Origin of the sequence: Dyella japonica DSM 16301 (genome assembly GCF_001010355.1) — a bacterium.
Classification (GTDB): Bacteria; Pseudomonadota; Gammaproteobacteria; order Xanthomonadales; family Rhodanobacteraceae; genus Dyella; species Dyella japonica.
Genome location: NZ_JPLA01000003.1, coordinates 95,682 through 110,760, shown reverse-complemented (window position 1 = coordinate 110,760; position 15,079 = coordinate 95,682). Strand labels below are relative to the sequence as shown.

Annotated in this window: 18 protein-coding genes; 6 read left to right on the top strand and 12 right to left on the bottom strand. The window is 65.6% G+C overall.

All coding sequences use genetic code 11. The features are described 5' to 3' along the window. Position 1 precedes the first annotated feature (1 nt). The 7 genes from fabF to Y882_RS01735 form a co-directional block, all read right to left on the bottom strand. On the bottom strand, positions 2-1,240 hold the full coding sequence (fabF, locus tag Y882_RS01765; RefSeq protein ID WP_046970147.1) for a beta-ketoacyl-ACP synthase II: 1,239 nt from the start codon (positions 1,238-1,240) through the stop codon (positions 2-4). A gap of 207 nt (positions 1,241-1,447) precedes the next feature. Further along, on the bottom strand, positions 1,448-1,687 hold the full coding sequence (acpP, locus tag Y882_RS01760; RefSeq protein WP_019466215.1) for an acyl carrier protein: 240 nt from the start codon (positions 1,685-1,687) through the stop codon (positions 1,448-1,450). A 304-nt stretch (positions 1,688-1,991) separates the two neighbouring features. Further along, positions 1,992-2,735, bottom strand: coding sequence for a 3-oxoacyl-ACP reductase FabG (gene fabG, locus Y882_RS01755; protein ID WP_046970146.1), 744 nt, complete (start codon positions 2,733-2,735; stop codon positions 1,992-1,994). Positions 2,736-2,802: 67 nt separating this feature from the next. Continuing rightward, positions 2,803-3,750 (bottom strand): ACP S-malonyltransferase, encoded by a 948-nt coding sequence (fabD, locus tag Y882_RS01750; RefSeq protein WP_046970145.1) that lies wholly within the window; start codon positions 3,748-3,750, stop codon positions 2,803-2,805. Between the two features lie 233 nt (positions 3,751-3,983). Beyond that, positions 3,984-4,958 carry a beta-ketoacyl-ACP synthase III gene (locus Y882_RS01745; protein WP_046970144.1) on the bottom strand — a complete coding sequence of 325 codons (975 nt, stop codon included), beginning with the start codon at positions 4,956-4,958 and terminating at the stop codon, positions 3,984-3,986. Between the two features lie 145 nt (positions 4,959-5,103). After that, a complete protein-coding gene (gene rpmF / locus Y882_RS01740; protein WP_046970143.1) occupies positions 5,104-5,298 on the bottom strand; it encodes a 50S ribosomal protein L32 in 195 nt (64 codons plus the stop codon). Between the two features lie 18 nt (positions 5,299-5,316). Continuing rightward, positions 5,317-5,835 carry a YceD family protein gene (locus tag Y882_RS01735; protein WP_046970142.1) on the bottom strand — a complete coding sequence of 173 codons (519 nt, stop codon included), beginning with the start codon at positions 5,833-5,835 and terminating at the stop codon, positions 5,317-5,319. Between the two features lie 135 nt (positions 5,836-5,970). On the opposite strand from Y882_RS01735, the gene Y882_RS01730 reads away from it, so the two are divergent. Together Y882_RS01730 and Y882_RS01725 are read left to right on the top strand one after the other, a co-directional pair. Beyond that, positions 5,971-6,426 carry a hypothetical protein gene (locus Y882_RS01730; protein ID WP_046970141.1) on the top strand — a complete coding sequence of 152 codons (456 nt, stop codon included), beginning with the start codon at positions 5,971-5,973 and terminating at the stop codon, positions 6,424-6,426. Continuing rightward, positions 6,423-7,007, top strand: coding sequence for a Maf family protein (locus Y882_RS01725; protein ID WP_046970140.1), 585 nt, complete (start codon positions 6,423-6,425; stop codon positions 7,005-7,007). Before Y882_RS01730 ends, Y882_RS01725 begins: the two co-directional genes overlap by 4 nt. Before the next feature lie 7 nt (positions 7,008-7,014). Here Y882_RS01725 and Y882_RS01720 read toward each other — a convergent pair whose 3' ends face one another. Beyond that, entirely contained in the window at positions 7,015-8,604 is a 1,590-nt protein-coding gene (locus tag Y882_RS01720; protein ID WP_046970139.1) for a glycosyltransferase family 39 protein, read from the bottom strand. Positions 8,605-8,645: 41 nt separating this feature from the next. Between Y882_RS01720 and Y882_RS01715 the strand changes: the two genes are divergently transcribed. Genes Y882_RS01715 through Y882_RS01700 form a run of 4 tightly spaced genes read left to right on the top strand, consistent with a single transcriptional unit; the run spans position 8,646 to position 13,172 of the window. After that, positions 8,646-9,587 (top strand): AAA family ATPase, encoded by a 942-nt coding sequence (locus Y882_RS01715; RefSeq protein WP_046970138.1) that lies wholly within the window; start codon positions 8,646-8,648, stop codon positions 9,585-9,587. Beyond that, the gene (locus Y882_RS01710; protein WP_046970137.1) at positions 9,587-10,543 is read left to right on the top strand and encodes a DUF58 domain-containing protein; all 957 of its coding nucleotides are present in this window, start codon (positions 9,587-9,589) and stop codon (positions 10,541-10,543) included. The genes Y882_RS01715 and Y882_RS01710 overlap by 1 nt, the downstream gene beginning before the upstream one ends. After that, positions 10,543-12,510, top strand: a complete 1,968-nt coding sequence (locus tag Y882_RS01705) for a transglutaminase TgpA family protein (protein WP_046970136.1) — start codon at positions 10,543-10,545, stop codon at positions 12,508-12,510. The genes Y882_RS01710 and Y882_RS01705 overlap by 1 nt, the downstream gene beginning before the upstream one ends. Next, positions 12,507-13,172, top strand: coding sequence for a Slp family lipoprotein (locus Y882_RS01700; RefSeq protein ID WP_425479390.1), 666 nt, complete (start codon positions 12,507-12,509; stop codon positions 13,170-13,172). Before Y882_RS01705 ends, Y882_RS01700 begins: the two co-directional genes overlap by 4 nt. A 61-nt stretch (positions 13,173-13,233) precedes the next feature. On the opposite strand, the gene Y882_RS01695 is transcribed toward Y882_RS01700, so the two are convergent. From Y882_RS01695 to Y882_RS01680, 4 genes are all read right to left on the bottom strand, one after another. Then, positions 13,234-13,578: a histidine triad nucleotide-binding protein gene (locus Y882_RS01695; protein WP_046970134.1), complete on the bottom strand. Its 345-nt coding sequence runs from the start codon at positions 13,576-13,578 to the stop codon at positions 13,234-13,236. Positions 13,579-13,595: 17 nt separating this feature from the next. Then, positions 13,596-14,003, bottom strand: coding sequence for a GNAT family N-acetyltransferase (locus tag Y882_RS01690; RefSeq protein WP_046970133.1), 408 nt, complete (start codon positions 14,001-14,003; stop codon positions 13,596-13,598). A 4-nt stretch (positions 14,004-14,007) separates the two neighbouring features. Continuing rightward, positions 14,008-14,601 carry a recombination mediator RecR gene (gene recR, locus Y882_RS01685; protein ID WP_046970132.1) on the bottom strand — a complete coding sequence of 198 codons (594 nt, stop codon included), beginning with the start codon at positions 14,599-14,601 and terminating at the stop codon, positions 14,008-14,010. Between the two features lie 138 nt (positions 14,602-14,739). Then, a complete protein-coding gene (locus Y882_RS01680; RefSeq protein ID WP_046970131.1) occupies positions 14,740-15,063 on the bottom strand; it encodes a YbaB/EbfC family nucleoid-associated protein in 324 nt (107 codons plus the stop codon). Positions 15,064-15,079 lie beyond the last annotated feature (16 nt).

Genomic DNA, 15,079 nt, shown 5'->3' with positions numbered 1-15,079 from the left:
CTCAAATGCGACGGAATGCCAGCGTACCGTTGGTGCCGCCGAAGCCAAACGAGTTGGAGATGGCCACGTCGAACTTCGCTTCGCGCGCGATGTGCGGCACGAAATCCAGATCGCAGCCTTCGCCCGGCTCGTCCAGGTTGATGGTCGGCGGCAGCACCTGGTCGCGCAGGGCGAGGATGGTGAAGATCGCTTCCACACCGCCAGCGGCACCGAGCAGGTGACCGGTGGCCGACTTGGTCGAGCTCATCGCCAGCTTGTAGGCGTGGTCGCCGAACACGCGCTTGGCGGCCAGCACTTCACCCAGGTCGCCCAGCGGCGTGGAGGTGCCGTGCGCGTTGACGTATTGCACGTCGGTCGGGTTCAGATGGCCATCCTTCAGCGCCGTATCCATGCTGCGCGCCGCACCTTCGCCACCTTCGCTCGGGGCGGTGATGTGGAAGGCGTCGCCGCTCATGCCGAAACCGACCAGCTCCGCGTAAATCTTCGCGCCGCGCGCCTTGGCGTGTTCGTACTCTTCCAGCACCAGCACGCCGGCGCCGTCGGACAGCACGAAACCATCGCGGTCCTTGTCCCACGGACGGCTGGCCTTGGTCGGCTCGTCGTTGCGCGTGGACATGGCCTTGGCCGAGCAGAAGCCCGCCATCGCCGTACCGGTGGTGGCGAACTCGGCGCCGCCGGCGATCATCACGTCGGCATCGCCGTACTGGATCATGCGCGCGGCCAGGCCGATGTTGTGCGTACCGGTGGTGCAGGCGGTGACGCAGGCGATGTTCGGGCCCTTCAGGCCGTACATGATCGACAAGTGACCGGACACCATGTTGATGATCGAGGACGGCACGAAGAACGGCGACACGCGACGCGGTCCCTTGTCGTGCAGTTCGATCGACGTATGTTCGATGGTGTGCAGGCCGCCGATACCGGCTGCCACGGCCACGCCGATGCGCGGTGCGTTCGCTTCCGTCACTTCCAGGCCGGAATCGCGCAGGGCTTGCGTGCCCGCGGCGATGCCGTAGTGGATGAACGGATCCATCTTCTTGATCTCTTTCGGGGCAATCCACTGCGCCGGATCGAAATCACGTACCTGACCGGCGATGCGCGTGGCATAGGCGGTGGCGTCGAAATGGGTAACCTCACCGATGCCGCTGACGCCCTTGAGGATATTGTCCCAGGCGGTCGCGACATCGTTGCCGACCGGGGAAATGATGCCCAGCCCGGTTACAACCACACGTCGTTTGCTCATGCTGATGTTCCCTTGTGTATCCGTGGCTCTGTCGATGGCGGCAGGCAATCTGCGTCATTCGTGGCCACGTCATCCGGGCCGTGCAGTGCGCCGTGCGCACCATACGGGATCGGACGTTGCAAAATGCAGAAACGAAAACTGCGCCAATGTGGCGCAGCTTCCGGTATCGCTAGTGGACAGACGCATGGCGTCGTCGCAGCAGAGCGATCACTCCTTGGTGTGGGCCTTGATGTAGTCAACAGCCTGCTGCACCGTGGTGATCTTCTCGGCCTCTTCGTCCGGGATCTCGGTCTCGAACTCTTCCTCGAGGGCCATTACCAGCTCGACGGTGTCCAGCGAATCAGCGCCCAGATCGTCCACGAACGAAGCGTTCGCCGTGACTTCCTCTTCCTTCACGCCCAGCTGCTCGATGACGATTTTCTTGACGCGCTCTTCGATGGTGCTCATGTTGCCAATACCTCCCAAGGAGTAGTTACCTGATCAACGCCGGACATAAGGCCGACATATGGCCGGCGGATTGTAGTGGTTAAGCCGCGAGGCCGCCATGATCCGCCAGCAATGGTGATACGCAGGCCACGGGGCCGGCGCGAAAGAAGCAATTGTCGCCTAAAACGATGTAGCTTGCGACAACTCCGTGTTAAGCCGGCCCGCGCCGGCGCACCGAACGGCCCATCCCCATAGATGGAGGGCAATCCGGCCGTTTCAAACAATTGGGGGCCAACAGAAGGGCTTGCCGCCCTTTCTTGAGGCCTTACGGCATGTACATACCGCCGTTCACATGCAGCGTCTCGCCGGTGATGTAAGCCGCCGACGGGGACGCCAGAAAGCCCACGGCCTTCGCAATATCCGTCGCCTGACCCAGATGACCGAGCGCAATCTGCCCCAGCAGCGCCGTACGGGCGTCTTCGGGCAGTGCACGTGTCATATCGGTATCGATGAAGCCCGGCGCCACCACATTCACCGTGATGCCACGCGAACCGATCTCGCGCGCCAGCGACTTCGAGAACGCGATGATGCCGGCCTTGGCCGCCGCGTAGTTGGCCTGGCCCGGGTTGCCGGTCACGCCGACCACCGAGGCGATCGAGATGATGCGGCCCTTGCGCGCCTTCATCATGCCGCGCATCACCGCCTTGGAGGCGCGGTACACCGAGGTGAGATTGGTATCGAGGATGGCCTGCCAGTCTTCATCGCGCATGCGCATCAGCAGCTGGTCGCGGGTGATGCCGGCATTGTTGACCAGGATCGAGACCGGGCCGAATTCCTTGGCGATGCCGTCGATCAGCGCATCGATGGAGGCGCCATCGGTCACGTTGAGCATGCGGCCGTGGCCGCCGTGCGCGGCAAGACGCTCGCCGATCGCCGCCGCACCGCTGTCGCTGGTGGCGGTGCCGATGACCGTGGCGCCCTGCGCCGCCAGTTCATCCGCAATCGCCGCACCGATGCCGCGGCTGGCGCCGGTGACGAGGGCGATTTCACCTTGCAGTGTCTTGCTCATCTGTCATTTCCTTTGGATGGCTAGACGGCGATCCGTCCAGCCGCATGAATCGGGAAAGTAGCGGGACTCAGGCCCACTCGGTGCGGGCAGCTTCCAGCTCGGCCGGCGTACCGATGGCGCGCGCTTCCACGCTCTTGTCGATGCGCTTGATCAGGCCGGCCAGCACCTTGCCCGGGCCAGCTTCGGCGATGCGCGTCGCGCCGCCTGCGACCAGCGCCTGCACGCATTGCGTCCAGCGCACCGGCAGGTACAGCTGGCGCTGCAGCGCGCCGCGGATGTCTTCCAGCGTGTCGTAGCTGCGCGCCTCGGCGTTCTGCACCACCGGCACGGACGGCAACGTCCAGTGGATCGACGCCATGCGCTCCCCCAGCCGATCGGCCGCATCGCGCATCAGTGCGCAATGCGAAGGCACCGACACGGCCAGCTTGATGGCCTTCTTCACGCCCTGCTCCGCCAGCTTGGCCAGCGCGCGATCCACCGCTTCGGCATTGCCCGCGATGACGAGCTGACCGGGCGAATTGAAATTGGCGGGCGCGACGACCTGACCGTCTGCGACTTCGTCGCACACGGCGGCAATCTGCGCATCGTCACCACCAAGAATGGCCGCCATCGCGCCGACGCCCGGCGGCACGGCGGCCTGCATCAGGCGGCCGCGCTCGGCGACCAGTGCAGCGGCGTCATGCAGCGACAGCGCACCAGCGCACACCAGCGCGCTGTACTCGCCCAGGCTGTGGCCGGCCATCTGCGCCGGCGTCGCGCCACCGAGCTTCTGCCACACGCGCCACACCGCCACGCTGGCGGCCAGCAGCGCCGGCTGCGTGTTCTCAGTGCGATTGAGGTCCTCTTCCGGACCCTGCTGGCTGAGCGCCCACAGGTCGATGCCAGCGCCCTGCGATGCCTCGTCGAACGTAGCCTTCACTTCCGCATGCACGGCGGCCAGCTCGGCCAGCATGCCCACGGATTGCGAACCCTGGCCCGGGAAAACGAAAGCGAGCGTAGCGGCGGTATCGGTCATGGATGGGGTTTTCTGAAATCGAAAAACGGAATGGTGCCAGTAATCAGCGCCATACGCAGCTGTATTTGGTCGATTGTGACAAACGGGACCATCCAGCTTTGTGTGGGAGCGCACCCTGTGCGCGACTGCAACGCCCCTCATTCAGCCATGAGGCCGGTCGCGCACAGGGTGCGCTCCTACAGAAAAACAAAGGCCGCCCCGGAGGCGGCCTTGCATGTCATGCGATGGGGCAATCAATAACGCAGCAGCGCCGACGCCCACGTGAATCCGCCACCAAACGCTTCCAGCAACAGATTCTGGCCACGCTTGACCTTGCCCGAACGCACCGCGTAATCCAGCGCCAGCGGCACCGAGCCGGACGAGGTATTGGCGTGTTCCTGCACGGTGACGATCACCTGCTCCATCGGCATCTTCAGGCGCTTGGCGGTTGCCTCGATGATGCGCAGGTTGGCCTGGTGCGGGATCAGCCAGTCGATCTGCGACTCGTCCATGCCGGCGGCCTGCAAGGTTTCATCGACCAGCGAGTCGAGCGTCTTGACGGCGACCTTGAACACTTCACGGCCGGCCATGTTGATGCGCACGCCGTGGTTGGGCTCGTCCTTGAAGCCGACCGAGACACCGACCGGGTTGTACAGCAGATGCTTAAAGCCACCGTCCGCATGCAGCAGCGTGGCGTAGATGCCCGGCTCTTCCGAGGCCTCCAGCACCACGGCGCCAGCGCCGTCGCCGAACAGCACGCAGGTTTCGCGCTCGGTCCAGTCGACCATGCGGGTCAGCGTTTCCGCGCCGATCACCAGCACTTTCTTGGACTGGCCGCTGCGGATGAACTTGTCGGCAATGCCCAGCGCGTAGACGAAGCCCGAGCAGGCGGCATTGACGTCGAACGCCGCGCAACCGTTGGCGCCCAGGCGATGCTGAACCAGGCAGGCGGTCGACGGAAAAATGATGTCCGGGGTGGTCGTGCCGAGCACGATCAGATCAAGCTCCGACGCCTTGACGCCGGCCGCTTCCAGGGCGCGCTCCGCGGCCTCGGTAGCCAGGTCGCCGGTGGTCTGGCCTTCGGCGGCGATGTGGCGGCGCTGAATGCCGGTGCGGCTGACAATCCATTCGTCACTGGTCTCGACGATCTTCTCGAGATCGGCGTTGGTCACCACTCGCTCAGGCAGTGCGCTGCCGGTGCCGGTGATGCGGGCGTAAATCTGGGCCATTAACTTTCCATGCGACGGGTTGGGAAAAGCGGCCTCAACAGCTCAAGCCAGCTTCCAAACCGCCAACGTTACGTGGGTGATCGCATAAACGCAAAGCGGCGCGAAATCGCGCCGCCATGCGGAACCGTATCCCTTGCGGGTACGATCAATCCTCTTCGACCACCGCGCCGGCGGTCTGGATGACCTTCTTGCCGCGGTAGTAGCCGTCCTTGGTGACGTGGTGGCGCAGATGCACCTCGCCGCTGGTCGGATCGGTCGACAGCTGCACGGTCTTCAGCGCATCGTGCGAACGACGCATGCCGCGGGTGGACGGGGTCTTGCGGCTCTTGGCAACGGCCATGGCGAATCTCCAGCTAAATCAGTTTTTCTTGAGTTCGCGCAAAACCGCGAACGGGTTATCGGAACGCCCTTCGCTGGAGACTTCCTCCGGCGTGGGGCCTACTACGTCTTCAGGCAGTGTGCTGTCCGGATTGACCGGGACCAGCGGCAGCGCCAACAACAATTCGTCTTCGATGACTTCCAGCAAGTTGAGCTTGCTGTCGTCGGCGATCAGCAGCGGCTCGACGTTCGGCGGCAGGGCCGCTTCATCGCGCTCGGAGCGGATCAATCCCAGCCGGCTGTCGACCGTCATGGGCAGTACAAACGGCTCCAGGCTGCGCTGGCAGGTCAGCGTGACAGGAACCTGGACACGCACGTCGAGGTAGGCCGTACCAAACTCGTCGCGGCCAAAATCCAGCTCGTAGTGCGCCGTCCCTTCCGTACCGGCCAAGGCCTCGCCCAGTCGCTTCATGGCGACGACGGGGAATTCCCCCTGGAACGAACGCCGCGCCGAGACCATGCGCCAAGCGTCCACGGACTCTGGCAGTGTCACGGACATAGACCCGAAATCTTAGAATTACAACACCTTGAAGTCAACGGGTAGGCACGCCGCAGACCACCCTGAACGCCAATTTTGCCTGAACCGCCCCGGTACGGCAGACTTTGGACACCCTCTCCTGCGAGCTGGCCGCCCGTGAACCCCTACCTGACGCTCGGCATTGCTGCGCTGCTGATCCTTGCCGCTGCCCTGGTCGGGGCGACCCTGGCCTCGCGGCGCCGTGCTGATCGCCGGACGCAAAGCCTGCTGCAGCTGCTGGACCTGGCCGACCGGGTGGAGGCGGATCTCAAGACCTGCCGAGCCGGCCTGCAGCAGGCCCACGCCGTCATGTCGCTCAATCCGGACCTGCCCGCCAGCAGCGAACAGGAGGCTCGCCACGCGATCGACGCGGGCCTGCGCTCTCTGCTGCAACAGCGCATCTGGATCCGCGACGCCGCGCCGAAAGCCTCGCAAGAGGAACTCGATAAGGCCGTCGCATCCATGAATGATACCCGCGATCGGCTGCGGCCGCTGCTGGCCGCCCTGGATCGCGCCCAGCACGACCTGGACAGCGCCATGCGCGAACACCTGCGCCGCGAGCACGACGCATGAGCCTGCCCACCCTGGTGCTGGGCTCGACCTCGCGCTATCGGGCCGAGCTGCTGCGCCGCATCGTCGCCGATTTCGAACAACGCGCTCCGGGCACCGACGAAACCGCCCTGCCCGACGAGACGCCACGCGCTCGCGCCAGCCGGCTGGCGATCGCCAAGGCCCGCGCAGCAGCGGAGGGTCTCGACGATGCGCTGGTGATCGGTTCGGACCAGGTTGCCGAACTGGGCGGCCTGGTGCTCGACAAACCCGGCACCGCCGAACGCGCCCGTGCGCAGCTGCTGGCGAGCTCCGGCCGCGAAGTGCATTTCCATACGGCACTGTGTCTGCACGACACGCGCACCGGCGAGGATCGCGTGCATGTCGACCACACGGTCGTCATGTTCCGCAGCCTGACCGTGGACGAGATCGATCGCTACATCGAACGCGAGCAACCGCTCGACTGCGCCGGCAGCTTCAAGTGCGAAGGGCTGGGCATCAGCCTGTTCGAGCGCATCGACAACCAGGATCCTTCCGCCTTGATCGGTTTGCCGCTGATTGCACTCGCGCGCATGCTGCGCGAAGCGGGCCTCGCCCTGCCCTGATCGAACGCTACTGCCCGTTCGCCGCCGCGCTTTGCCAGATCACACACGCATCGCTGGACGTTGCCACGGCAGGCAACGATGACGGCACGGTTCCCGCGTAAAAGGCGATGCGACGACGCCCTTCGAACAGATCCAGCCGCGTCAGCGGCGCAGGCTGGACGATGCGGCTGCACAGCCCGCGCAACCAGTCCGCCCGCTCATGCACGCGCAGCGCTTTTTCGTCGACCGCAAGCAAGACGGCTTCGCCAGCATGTCGTCGACGCAAGGCGGTTTCATCGAGTTCCCACCAGGCCAGCTGCGGTGCGCGTCCATGCTTGATGTTGAGCGGACTGTCGAGCACATAGACCGGCACGCGGCCGCCCAGCTGGAAATCGATTTCCGCCGCGAGCATGAAGTTGTCGGCAACCAGCACGCGCGGATGCGCGGCAAGCAGTTCGCGCGCCATGTCGCCGCTTTCGCGCCAGCCGACGAAACGGGCCGGGAAGGCTTTGACGCCCGCCAACACGCGCGCACCGTGGTCGCTGGCGGCCAGGCCGAGATAGGTGAGACCGCCGATCAGTCCCACTGCGGCCAGCACAAACGCAGCGGTCAGCCAGGCCTGACGCCACGGCTGTCGTTCGCGCAGCAAAACCGGCAGGGCGGCCAGCAGCGGCAGATAACCGGGCAAAGGCCAGTGCGCGCGGAAGCGCACGTCGTCGGCAAACAGCCCCAGCACGAAGTAGACGACGATGAAGCAGCCAGACACGATGGCGATAAGGTCCCACGGCCGACCCTCGTCACGACGACGCCAGCTCACCCATGCTGCCCACAGCAGCAACAGGTACAACAACGGCGTGCAGGCCACCGCCTGCTCCAGCGGCTGCACCAGGGCATCGGCATGGAATTGCCAGGGATTGCGTTCGACCAGTTGGAAGGCCAGGCCCGCGGCATGTTGCTGCCAATTGGAAATGACCAGCGGAACCAGGCCCAACGCGGCGACTGTCAAAGCCAGCCATAGCCCCGGGCGGCGCCACAGCGCCCGCCCCCGTGGCGTCATCAGGCAAAACAGCAGGCCGGCCAGCATCGGCATGGCGGCGCGGTAATGGGTCAGCCAGCAGACGCCAAGCGACAGGCCAAGCAGCAGCCAGTCGCGCCAATAGTCGCGATCCAGCGCCCGCATCAGGCCCAGCAGGGCCGCCATGATCGCCACGGTCAGCGGCACGTCCGGCAGGGCGAGCACACCCAGGCTGCCCGCCAGCGGCAAAACCAGGCACAGCAGGCCGGCCTGCCAGCCGGTGCGCTCGTCGAACGCTTCGCGGGCAACGGCGCGCACCAACCATGGCAGGCCGCTGCCGATCAGCAGGAAGGGCCAGCGCATGCCGAACACACCGTGCCCGGCCACGCTCTCGCCCAAGCGGATCAGCAGGGCCGTGAGCGGTGGCAGGTCGCTATAACCCCAGGCGAGGCGGCGGCTCTCCTGCCAGTAGAACGCCTCGTCACCAAACGGTGACAGGCTTGCAGCAAGCATGATCTTGACCACGCAGAGCACTGCGAAGGCGATCACGAACACCGCTCGCCAGCGCGAGAAACCCACGGCTACACTGGGGGCGTCACGCATGTGCTGTGTTCCGCATCACCCTTCCCCGCTGCCAGAAACCCATGTCCGCCATTACTCCGCTACACGAAGAATCACTACGCACGCGGCTGGAGGCCAGCATGGCCCAGGTCAACCGCGTGCTGCTGGGCAAGCCGCGGCAGGTCAAGCTGGCCTTCACCTGCCTGCTCGCCGGCGGCCATCTTCTGCTGGAAGACGTGCCTGGCGTCGGCAAGACCACGCTGGCCCATGCGCTGGCCGCCAGTTTTGAGCTGGATTTCCAGCGCGTGCAGTTCACCAGCGACCTGCTGCCCTCGGACATTATCGGGGTGAGCGTCTACGAGCGCGAGACGGGACAGTTCCGTTTCCATCCAGGCCCGATCTTCACCGGCCTGCTGCTGGCCGATGAAATCAATCGCGCCACGCCCAAGACGCAGAGCGCCCTGCTCGAGTCGATGGCGGAAGGCCAGGTCACGGTGGACGGCCAGACGCATATCCTGCCGCAGCCCTTCTTCGTGGTGGCCACGCAGAACCCGCTCGACCTGGCCGGCACGTTTCCGCTGCCGGACTCGCAGCTGGACCGCTTCATGTTGCGCGTTTCGCTGGACTATCCCGACGCCGCCGCCGAACGCGCGCTGCTGACTGGCAGCGATCGACGCGACCTGCTCGCACAACTGACGCCGCAGTTGGATGTGGCCGGCCTGGCCGAACTGGCCCGTCGGGCGCAATCGGTGACCGCCAGCTCGGCGCTGCTCGATTATCTGCAAGCTCTGCTTGCCGCCAGCCGACGCCATGCCGACGTTCGCGTAGGCCTGTCCCCGCGCGCCGGCCTGGCGCTGCTGAGCGCGGCACGCGCATGGGCCATGCTGAGCGGCCGCCAGCATGTGTTGCCGGAGGACATCCAGGCGCTGTTCGTACCGCTGGCGGCGCATCGCCTGGTCACCACGCGGGGCGCGAGCGGCGACAGCCTCGCGCGCAGCCTGCTTGCCGACGTCGCGGTGGACTAATGCTCGCCGCGATTCGTCGCGTCCAGACCTGGGCAGAACGACGCCTGCCCGCCCTCACTCGATACAAGCGCACCGAACCTCTGCCGATCGTCCTGCATCGGCGGCGCGTCTACATCGTGCCGACGGCGTTTGGCGCGGCCTTTACCGTGCTCCTGCTGATCATGCTGGTGGGCGCGTTGAACTACACCAACAACGCCGCGCTGATGCTCACCTGCCTGCTCGGTTCGGCCACGTCCGCGAGCATGCTGATCGCGTTTCGCAGCCTGGATGGACTCAAGCTCACCGGCATCCGGCAAGGCCAGGCGATCGCTGGCGAGCCCATGGCGATCACCCTGGTCTTCAGCGGCAGCGGGCACGCGCATCTCTCAGTGCACGCAGACATGAACGACCAGGCCGAGGCCTTCACCGTCGAGGCACACGGCGAAACCCTGGTGTCCCTGCAGCTCGATACCCATCGCCGTGGCTGGCGTCCGATGCCGCGCATCAAACTGTGGAGCAACTGGCCGCTCGGGCTGTTCCATGCCTGGAGCTGGATTCATCCCGACCAGTCCGTGCTGGTGTGGCCGCACCCCGAAACCGGCGGCCCGCCGCCGGTGATGCCCGGCGATGCCAGCCAGCAGCAACGCCTGCATCAGGGCGAGGATATTGCGGCCCTGCGCGCCTATCGCGCCGGCGACCCCCAGCGGCATATCGCGTGGAAACACAGCGCGCGCCACGACAACCTGCTGGTGAAGGATTTCGAACAGCCCGAGGCGCAGGAGGAGTGGCATCTGGACTGGCGCCAGCTCGCCCAGCTCAGTCCCGAGTCGCGCATCGAGCGCCTGGCCCGCTGGCTGGGCGAAGCGGAGACAGTGGGACGGCCCACCAGTTTGTGGCTGCCCACCGAGGACATCAGTCTGGGGCATGGCCGCAGCCACTACAGCCACTGCATGAATGCCCTGGCACGGATGCCGTGATGCGTCTATCCCTGTTCCGGCACAGACACCAGGCGCCGCTGGAGCGACGCCCGTTCGACCTGTTGTGCATCACCGTCACCGTGGTGCTTGGCGTGCACGCCCCGCATCTGCCGGCGTGGTTCACGCTCGCGCTCGCGGTGATGCTTGGACTGCGCTGGTGGCAGCGCCGCCAGCGGCCCGGTCGTGCGCCGACCTATCTGAAACTGTCGCTGCTGGCGCTGCTGACCGCGGCGGTGATTTCCCACTACAGCACCATCTTCGGACGCGAACCTGGCGCCGCACTGGTGGCAGGCCTGCTGGTACTGAAGGTGTTCGAAACGGAGACGCCGCGGGACGCGCGCGTCGGCGCGGCGTTCTCCTGCTTTGCGCTGATGACGGCGCTGCTGTTCGACCAGGGCATGGTGGCCACCGTACTGGTGGCGCTAGGCCTGCTGCCCGCCCTGGCCACGCTGCGCGCGCTGCAGCCGGCGCGGCCCGCCAGCAGTCTTCCACGCGAATTGCTGCCGGCGCTCAAGCTGCTGGCCGCCTCGCTGCCGATGGCCCTGCTGGCCTTCATCTTTGTGCCCCGGCTGAGCTCGCCGTTGTGGGGCGCGCCCAACAGCACGCAAGGCCGTACCGGCCTGAGTGCAGACATGTCGCCCGGCGACTTCGCCGAACTCTTGCTGGACGACCGACCCGCCATGCGCGTGTCCTTCGTCGGCGCGCCACCGCCCAATCAGCAGCGCTACTTCCGCGCGTATGTCCTTTCCAACTACGACGGTCGCACCTGGAACGGCAGCGAGCGCAACGGCACGCCAGGAGCCGTCGAACACGGCCCGATCACCCAATACACCGTGACCCTTGAGGCAACCGGTCAACGCGTGCTGCCGGCGCTCGACGTGCCGCTCGAGGCGCCGACCCAGGCAAGCATGAGCGCGGACCGCGAAATGCGCGCCGATCGTCCGGTCAACGATCCCCTCGTCTACTCGCTGCGCTCGGCGTCCAGCTACCGCCTGCAAGGGCAGCTCAGCGAGCGCGAGCGACGACGCGCCCTGCAGCTGCCGCCGGGTTTCGACCCGCAGGCACGAGCGCTGGGGCAACGATGGCGTGCGCAATACGGCGCCAACGAAGCGGCGATTGCCCAGGCCGCCATGACGCTGTTCCATGACGGCGGCTTCAGTTACACGCTGGCGCCCGCGCCGCTGGGGCGCAACACGGTCGACGATTTCCTGTTCGGCACGCACGAAGGATTCTGCGAGCACTACGCCTCCTCCTTCGTCGTGCTGATGCGTGCGGCCGGCATCCCTGCCCGGGTCGTCACCGGTTACCAGGGCGGCTACTGGAACAGCATGGGCAACTACCTGCTGGTGCGCCAGGCCGATGCCCACGCATGGAGCGAAGTCTGGTTGCCTGAACGTGGCTGGGTGCGCATGGATCCTACCGCCGCCGTGCGCCCGGAACGGGTCAGCCAGGGATCCGCGGCAGCCAATGCCAAGGCTACTGACTGGCCACCCAACCAATGGTGGCTGTCGTGGCGTAACCGTTGGGACATCGTCAACCAGTGGTGGAACCAAGGCGTTATCGGCTTTGACACGATGAGGCAGCGCGGGCTGCTGACGCCGTTTGGTGTGAACGACACCAGCGTCGGCATGTTGGGCTTGCTGCTCGCCATCGGCGGTTCGCTATTTGCTGTAGGCGGTTTGCTATGGGCCATGTGGCAACGTCCTGAAGCCGATCGCGCACATACAAGCATGCGAATGCTGGAAAAACGATTGGCCTCGGCAGGCGTGATCCGCCGACACAGCGAAGGACCGCAGCACTACTTCAGCCGCGCCGCGCGGGCCCTCCCCAGCCAACGCGAGCAGCTGGAACACCTGATGAGGACTTATCTGGAACTGCGTTACGCGCACGACGAACCGCCAGCTGACTTGCTTAAAAACTTTCGACAGGCTGCGCGGGACTTTCGACCGCGTCGCGTGGTCAAATGATATTGAACCGTGGATGCGCCGCATCCACCACACGATGGAGAAGCGTCATGTCCATGTACAAGCCGTTGATTCTCGCGACCGCCGTGGCCACGCTGGCGGCCTGCGCAACGGTGCCGCAACCGCTGCAGGGCACGTTCACCCAGGTCAACTCCGTTGCCGCCCAACAGGAAGCCAACGGAGCCGCCGGCGCCCAGGTTCGCTGGGGCGGCCAGATCATCGAGACCAAACCCGGTCCGCAGGAAACCTGCTTCTACGTACTGCAGCGTCCGCTGGATGACCAGGCGCGCCCGGAGTCGGCGAGCACGGACGGCGAAACGCAGGGCCGCTTCGTGGCCTGCCGCGCCGGCTTCTATGATCCGGAAGTGTTTACCACCGGTCGCGACATCACCGTCACCGGCGTTATCCAGGGCACGATGTCCGAGAAGGTCGGCGAGTACAACTACGCCTATCCGCGCATCGAAGCCAACGTGGTGTACCTGTGGCCCAAGCGCGTGATCGTGAATTATGGTCCGGGCTACTACGACCCGTTCTGGGGTCCCTACTGGGGTCCGGGCTGGGGCCCGTGGGGTGGCTGGGGTGGTTACTACGGTGGCTATTACGGCGGTTNNGGTTACTACCGCACACGCGTGATCGTGCATCCGGCACCGGTGCCGCACCACTGATCGCATCTAAAGAAAACGCCGGCGAAAGCCGGCGTTTTTTTGTGTGCGAAGCCGTGCCGATTCAGCCTGGCGGCCAATGCATCTGTCGCCCGCCCAGCAGGTGCACGTGCAGATGGAACACCGTCTGCCCGCCATGCTCGTTGCAGTTGATCACGGTGCGATAGCCCTCTTCAGCCAGACCCTCACGACGCGCGTACGCGGCGGCGGCCAGCAACAACTTGCCCAGCAGTTCGGCGTCAGCGGCCGTGGCGCCATCAAGCGTGGCGATCGGCTTCTTGGGCACGAACAGCACATGCACCGGGGCCTGCGGATTGAGATCGCGGAACGCCAGCACCTCATCGTCCTCATAGACGATATCGGCGGGAATTTCACGGCGGATGATCTTGCCGAAGATGGTGTCGCCCATGACTGATTCCTTCGCTCTTATGACAACCGCAACAGCATACCTTGTGCACCTGGCGCCACCAGTTTGAATCCGAACTTTGCGTAGAGTTCGTGCGCCGTGCCGTCCGCAATCAGGGCGACCATGGTGCGCGCCGGAGCACGCGCATGCACTTCGTCCATCAGTGCCTGCATGATGCGTCGCCCCAGGCCCTCGCCCTGCCAGGCCGGCGTCACTGCGATATCGACAACGAACAGGAACAGGCCGCCGTCGCCCACGACGCGCCCCATGCCGATCAGTTCGCCCGCGTGGCGCACGCACACCGAGCACCAACTCGCCGGCAGGCCGAGCGCCGCGCCCTCTTCCGACATCAGGCTCAGGCCGGCGGCGCTGCGCAGCGCGCGGTATTCCTGGTTGCCGGGAATCTCCAGGCTGAGCGTGGGCGTCATCGCCTCAGTCCAGCGACTGGCGGCTGCCGAACGCGTGGGCCAAGGTGCCGCGATCGACGTATTCGAGCTCGCCACCCAGCGGCACGCCGTGGGCCAGACGCGTCGGTCGCACGTTCGCCGCACGCGCAAGCTGCGCCAGGTAGTGCGCCGTGGCTTCGCCTTCGACGGTGGGATTGGTGGCGATGATCAGTTCCTCGATCTCGCCTTCGCCCAGGCGCTCGGCCAGGCGGTCCAGGCCGAGTTCTTCAGGGCCAAGGCCATCAAGCGGCGACAGTCGACCCAGCAGCACGAAGTACTGGCCGCGATAACCGGTGGCCTGTTCGATCGCGGCCAACTCGGTGGGCGACTCCACCACGCACAACACCTGGCGATCGCGACTGCTGCTCGAGCACAGGTTGCATACCGGCGTCTCGCTGAAATTGCGGCAGCGCGAGCAGTTGCCGATCTCACGCATGGCCTGCTCCATCACCTGCGCCAGGCGCTGCCCGCGTTCGCGGTCGCGCTCCAGCAGATGGAAGGCCATACGCTGCGCACTCTTGCCGCCCACGCCGGGCAGGCAACGCAACGCTTCGATCAGATCGGTGAGTAGCTTGCTCATGAATCCAAAGTCACCCTGTAGGAGCGCACCCTGTGCGCGACCGCGGAATTGCAGCGTTCAACCAGTCGCCGGCTGTCGCGACGGCATCCCCGCTCCGTAGGCTGTCGCGCACAGGGTGCGCTCCCACAGACGAGCGCGTCAGAACGGCATCTTGAAGCCGGGCGGCAGGTTCATACCCGACGTCACGCCACCGAGCTTGTTCTTGCTGACGTCCGCCACCTTGTTCACCGCATCATTGATCGCGGCGGCGACCAGGTCTTCGGCCATTTCCGGATCATCGGCAAACAGCTTGCGGTCGATCTGCACGCGACGCACTTCATGCACGCCGGTCATCAGCACGGTGACCAAACCACCGCCGGCGCTGCCGGTGACTTCGAGCTTGGCGATCTCTTCCTGCGCACGCTTCATTTCTTCCTGCATGCGCTGGGCCTGCTGCATCAGCTGACCGATCTGTCCTCTCATGGGTAACTCCGCTATC

Excerpts from the sequence above, each read along its gene's own strand:
- fabD (WP_046970145.1), bottom strand. The coding sequence starts at position 3,750 with ATGACCGATACCGCCGCTACGCTCGCTTTCGTTTTCCCGGGCCAGGGT.
- acpP (WP_019466215.1), bottom strand. The coding sequence starts at position 1,687 with ATGAGCACCATCGAAGAGCGCGTCAAGAAAATCGTCATCGAGCAGCTG.
- Y882_RS01715 (WP_046970138.1), top strand. The coding sequence starts at position 8,646 with ATGTCCGCCATTACTCCGCTACACGAAGAATCACTACGCACGCGGCTG.
- fabG (WP_046970146.1), bottom strand. The coding sequence starts at position 2,735 with ATGAGCAAGACACTGCAAGGTGAAATCGCCCTCGTCACCGGCGCCAGC.
- Y882_RS01745 (WP_046970144.1), bottom strand. The coding sequence starts at position 4,958 with ATGGCCCAGATTTACGCCCGCATCACCGGCACCGGCAGCGCACTGCCT.
- Y882_RS01720 (WP_046970139.1), bottom strand. The coding sequence starts at position 8,604 with ATGCGTGACGCCCCCAGTGTAGCCGTGGGTTTCTCGCGCTGGCGAGCG.
- Y882_RS01680 (WP_046970131.1), bottom strand. The coding sequence starts at position 15,063 with ATGAGAGGACAGATCGGTCAGCTGATGCAGCAGGCCCAGCGCATGCAG.
- Y882_RS01710 (WP_046970137.1), top strand. The coding sequence starts at position 9,587 with ATGCTCGCCGCGATTCGTCGCGTCCAGACCTGGGCAGAACGACGCCTG.
- fabF (WP_046970147.1), bottom strand. The coding sequence starts at position 1,240 with ATGAGCAAACGACGTGTGGTTGTAACCGGGCTGGGCATCATTTCCCCG.
- rpmF (WP_046970143.1), bottom strand. The coding sequence starts at position 5,298 with ATGGCCGTTGCCAAGAGCCGCAAGACCCCGTCCACCCGCGGCATGCGT.
- Y882_RS01690 (WP_046970133.1), bottom strand. The coding sequence starts at position 14,003 with ATGACGCCCACGCTCAGCCTGGAGATTCCCGGCAACCAGGAATACCGC.
- Y882_RS01695 (WP_046970134.1), bottom strand. The coding sequence starts at position 13,578 with ATGGGCGACACCATCTTCGGCAAGATCATCCGCCGTGAAATTCCCGCC.
- Y882_RS01735 (WP_046970142.1), bottom strand. The coding sequence starts at position 5,835 with ATGTCCGTGACACTGCCAGAGTCCGTGGACGCTTGGCGCATGGTCTCG.
- recR (WP_046970132.1), bottom strand. The coding sequence starts at position 14,601 with ATGAGCAAGCTACTCACCGATCTGATCGAAGCGTTGCGTTGCCTGCCC.
- Y882_RS01725 (WP_046970140.1), top strand. The coding sequence starts at position 6,423 with ATGAGCCTGCCCACCCTGGTGCTGGGCTCGACCTCGCGCTATCGGGCC.
- Y882_RS01705 (WP_046970136.1), top strand. The coding sequence starts at position 10,543 with ATGCGTCTATCCCTGTTCCGGCACAGACACCAGGCGCCGCTGGAGCGA.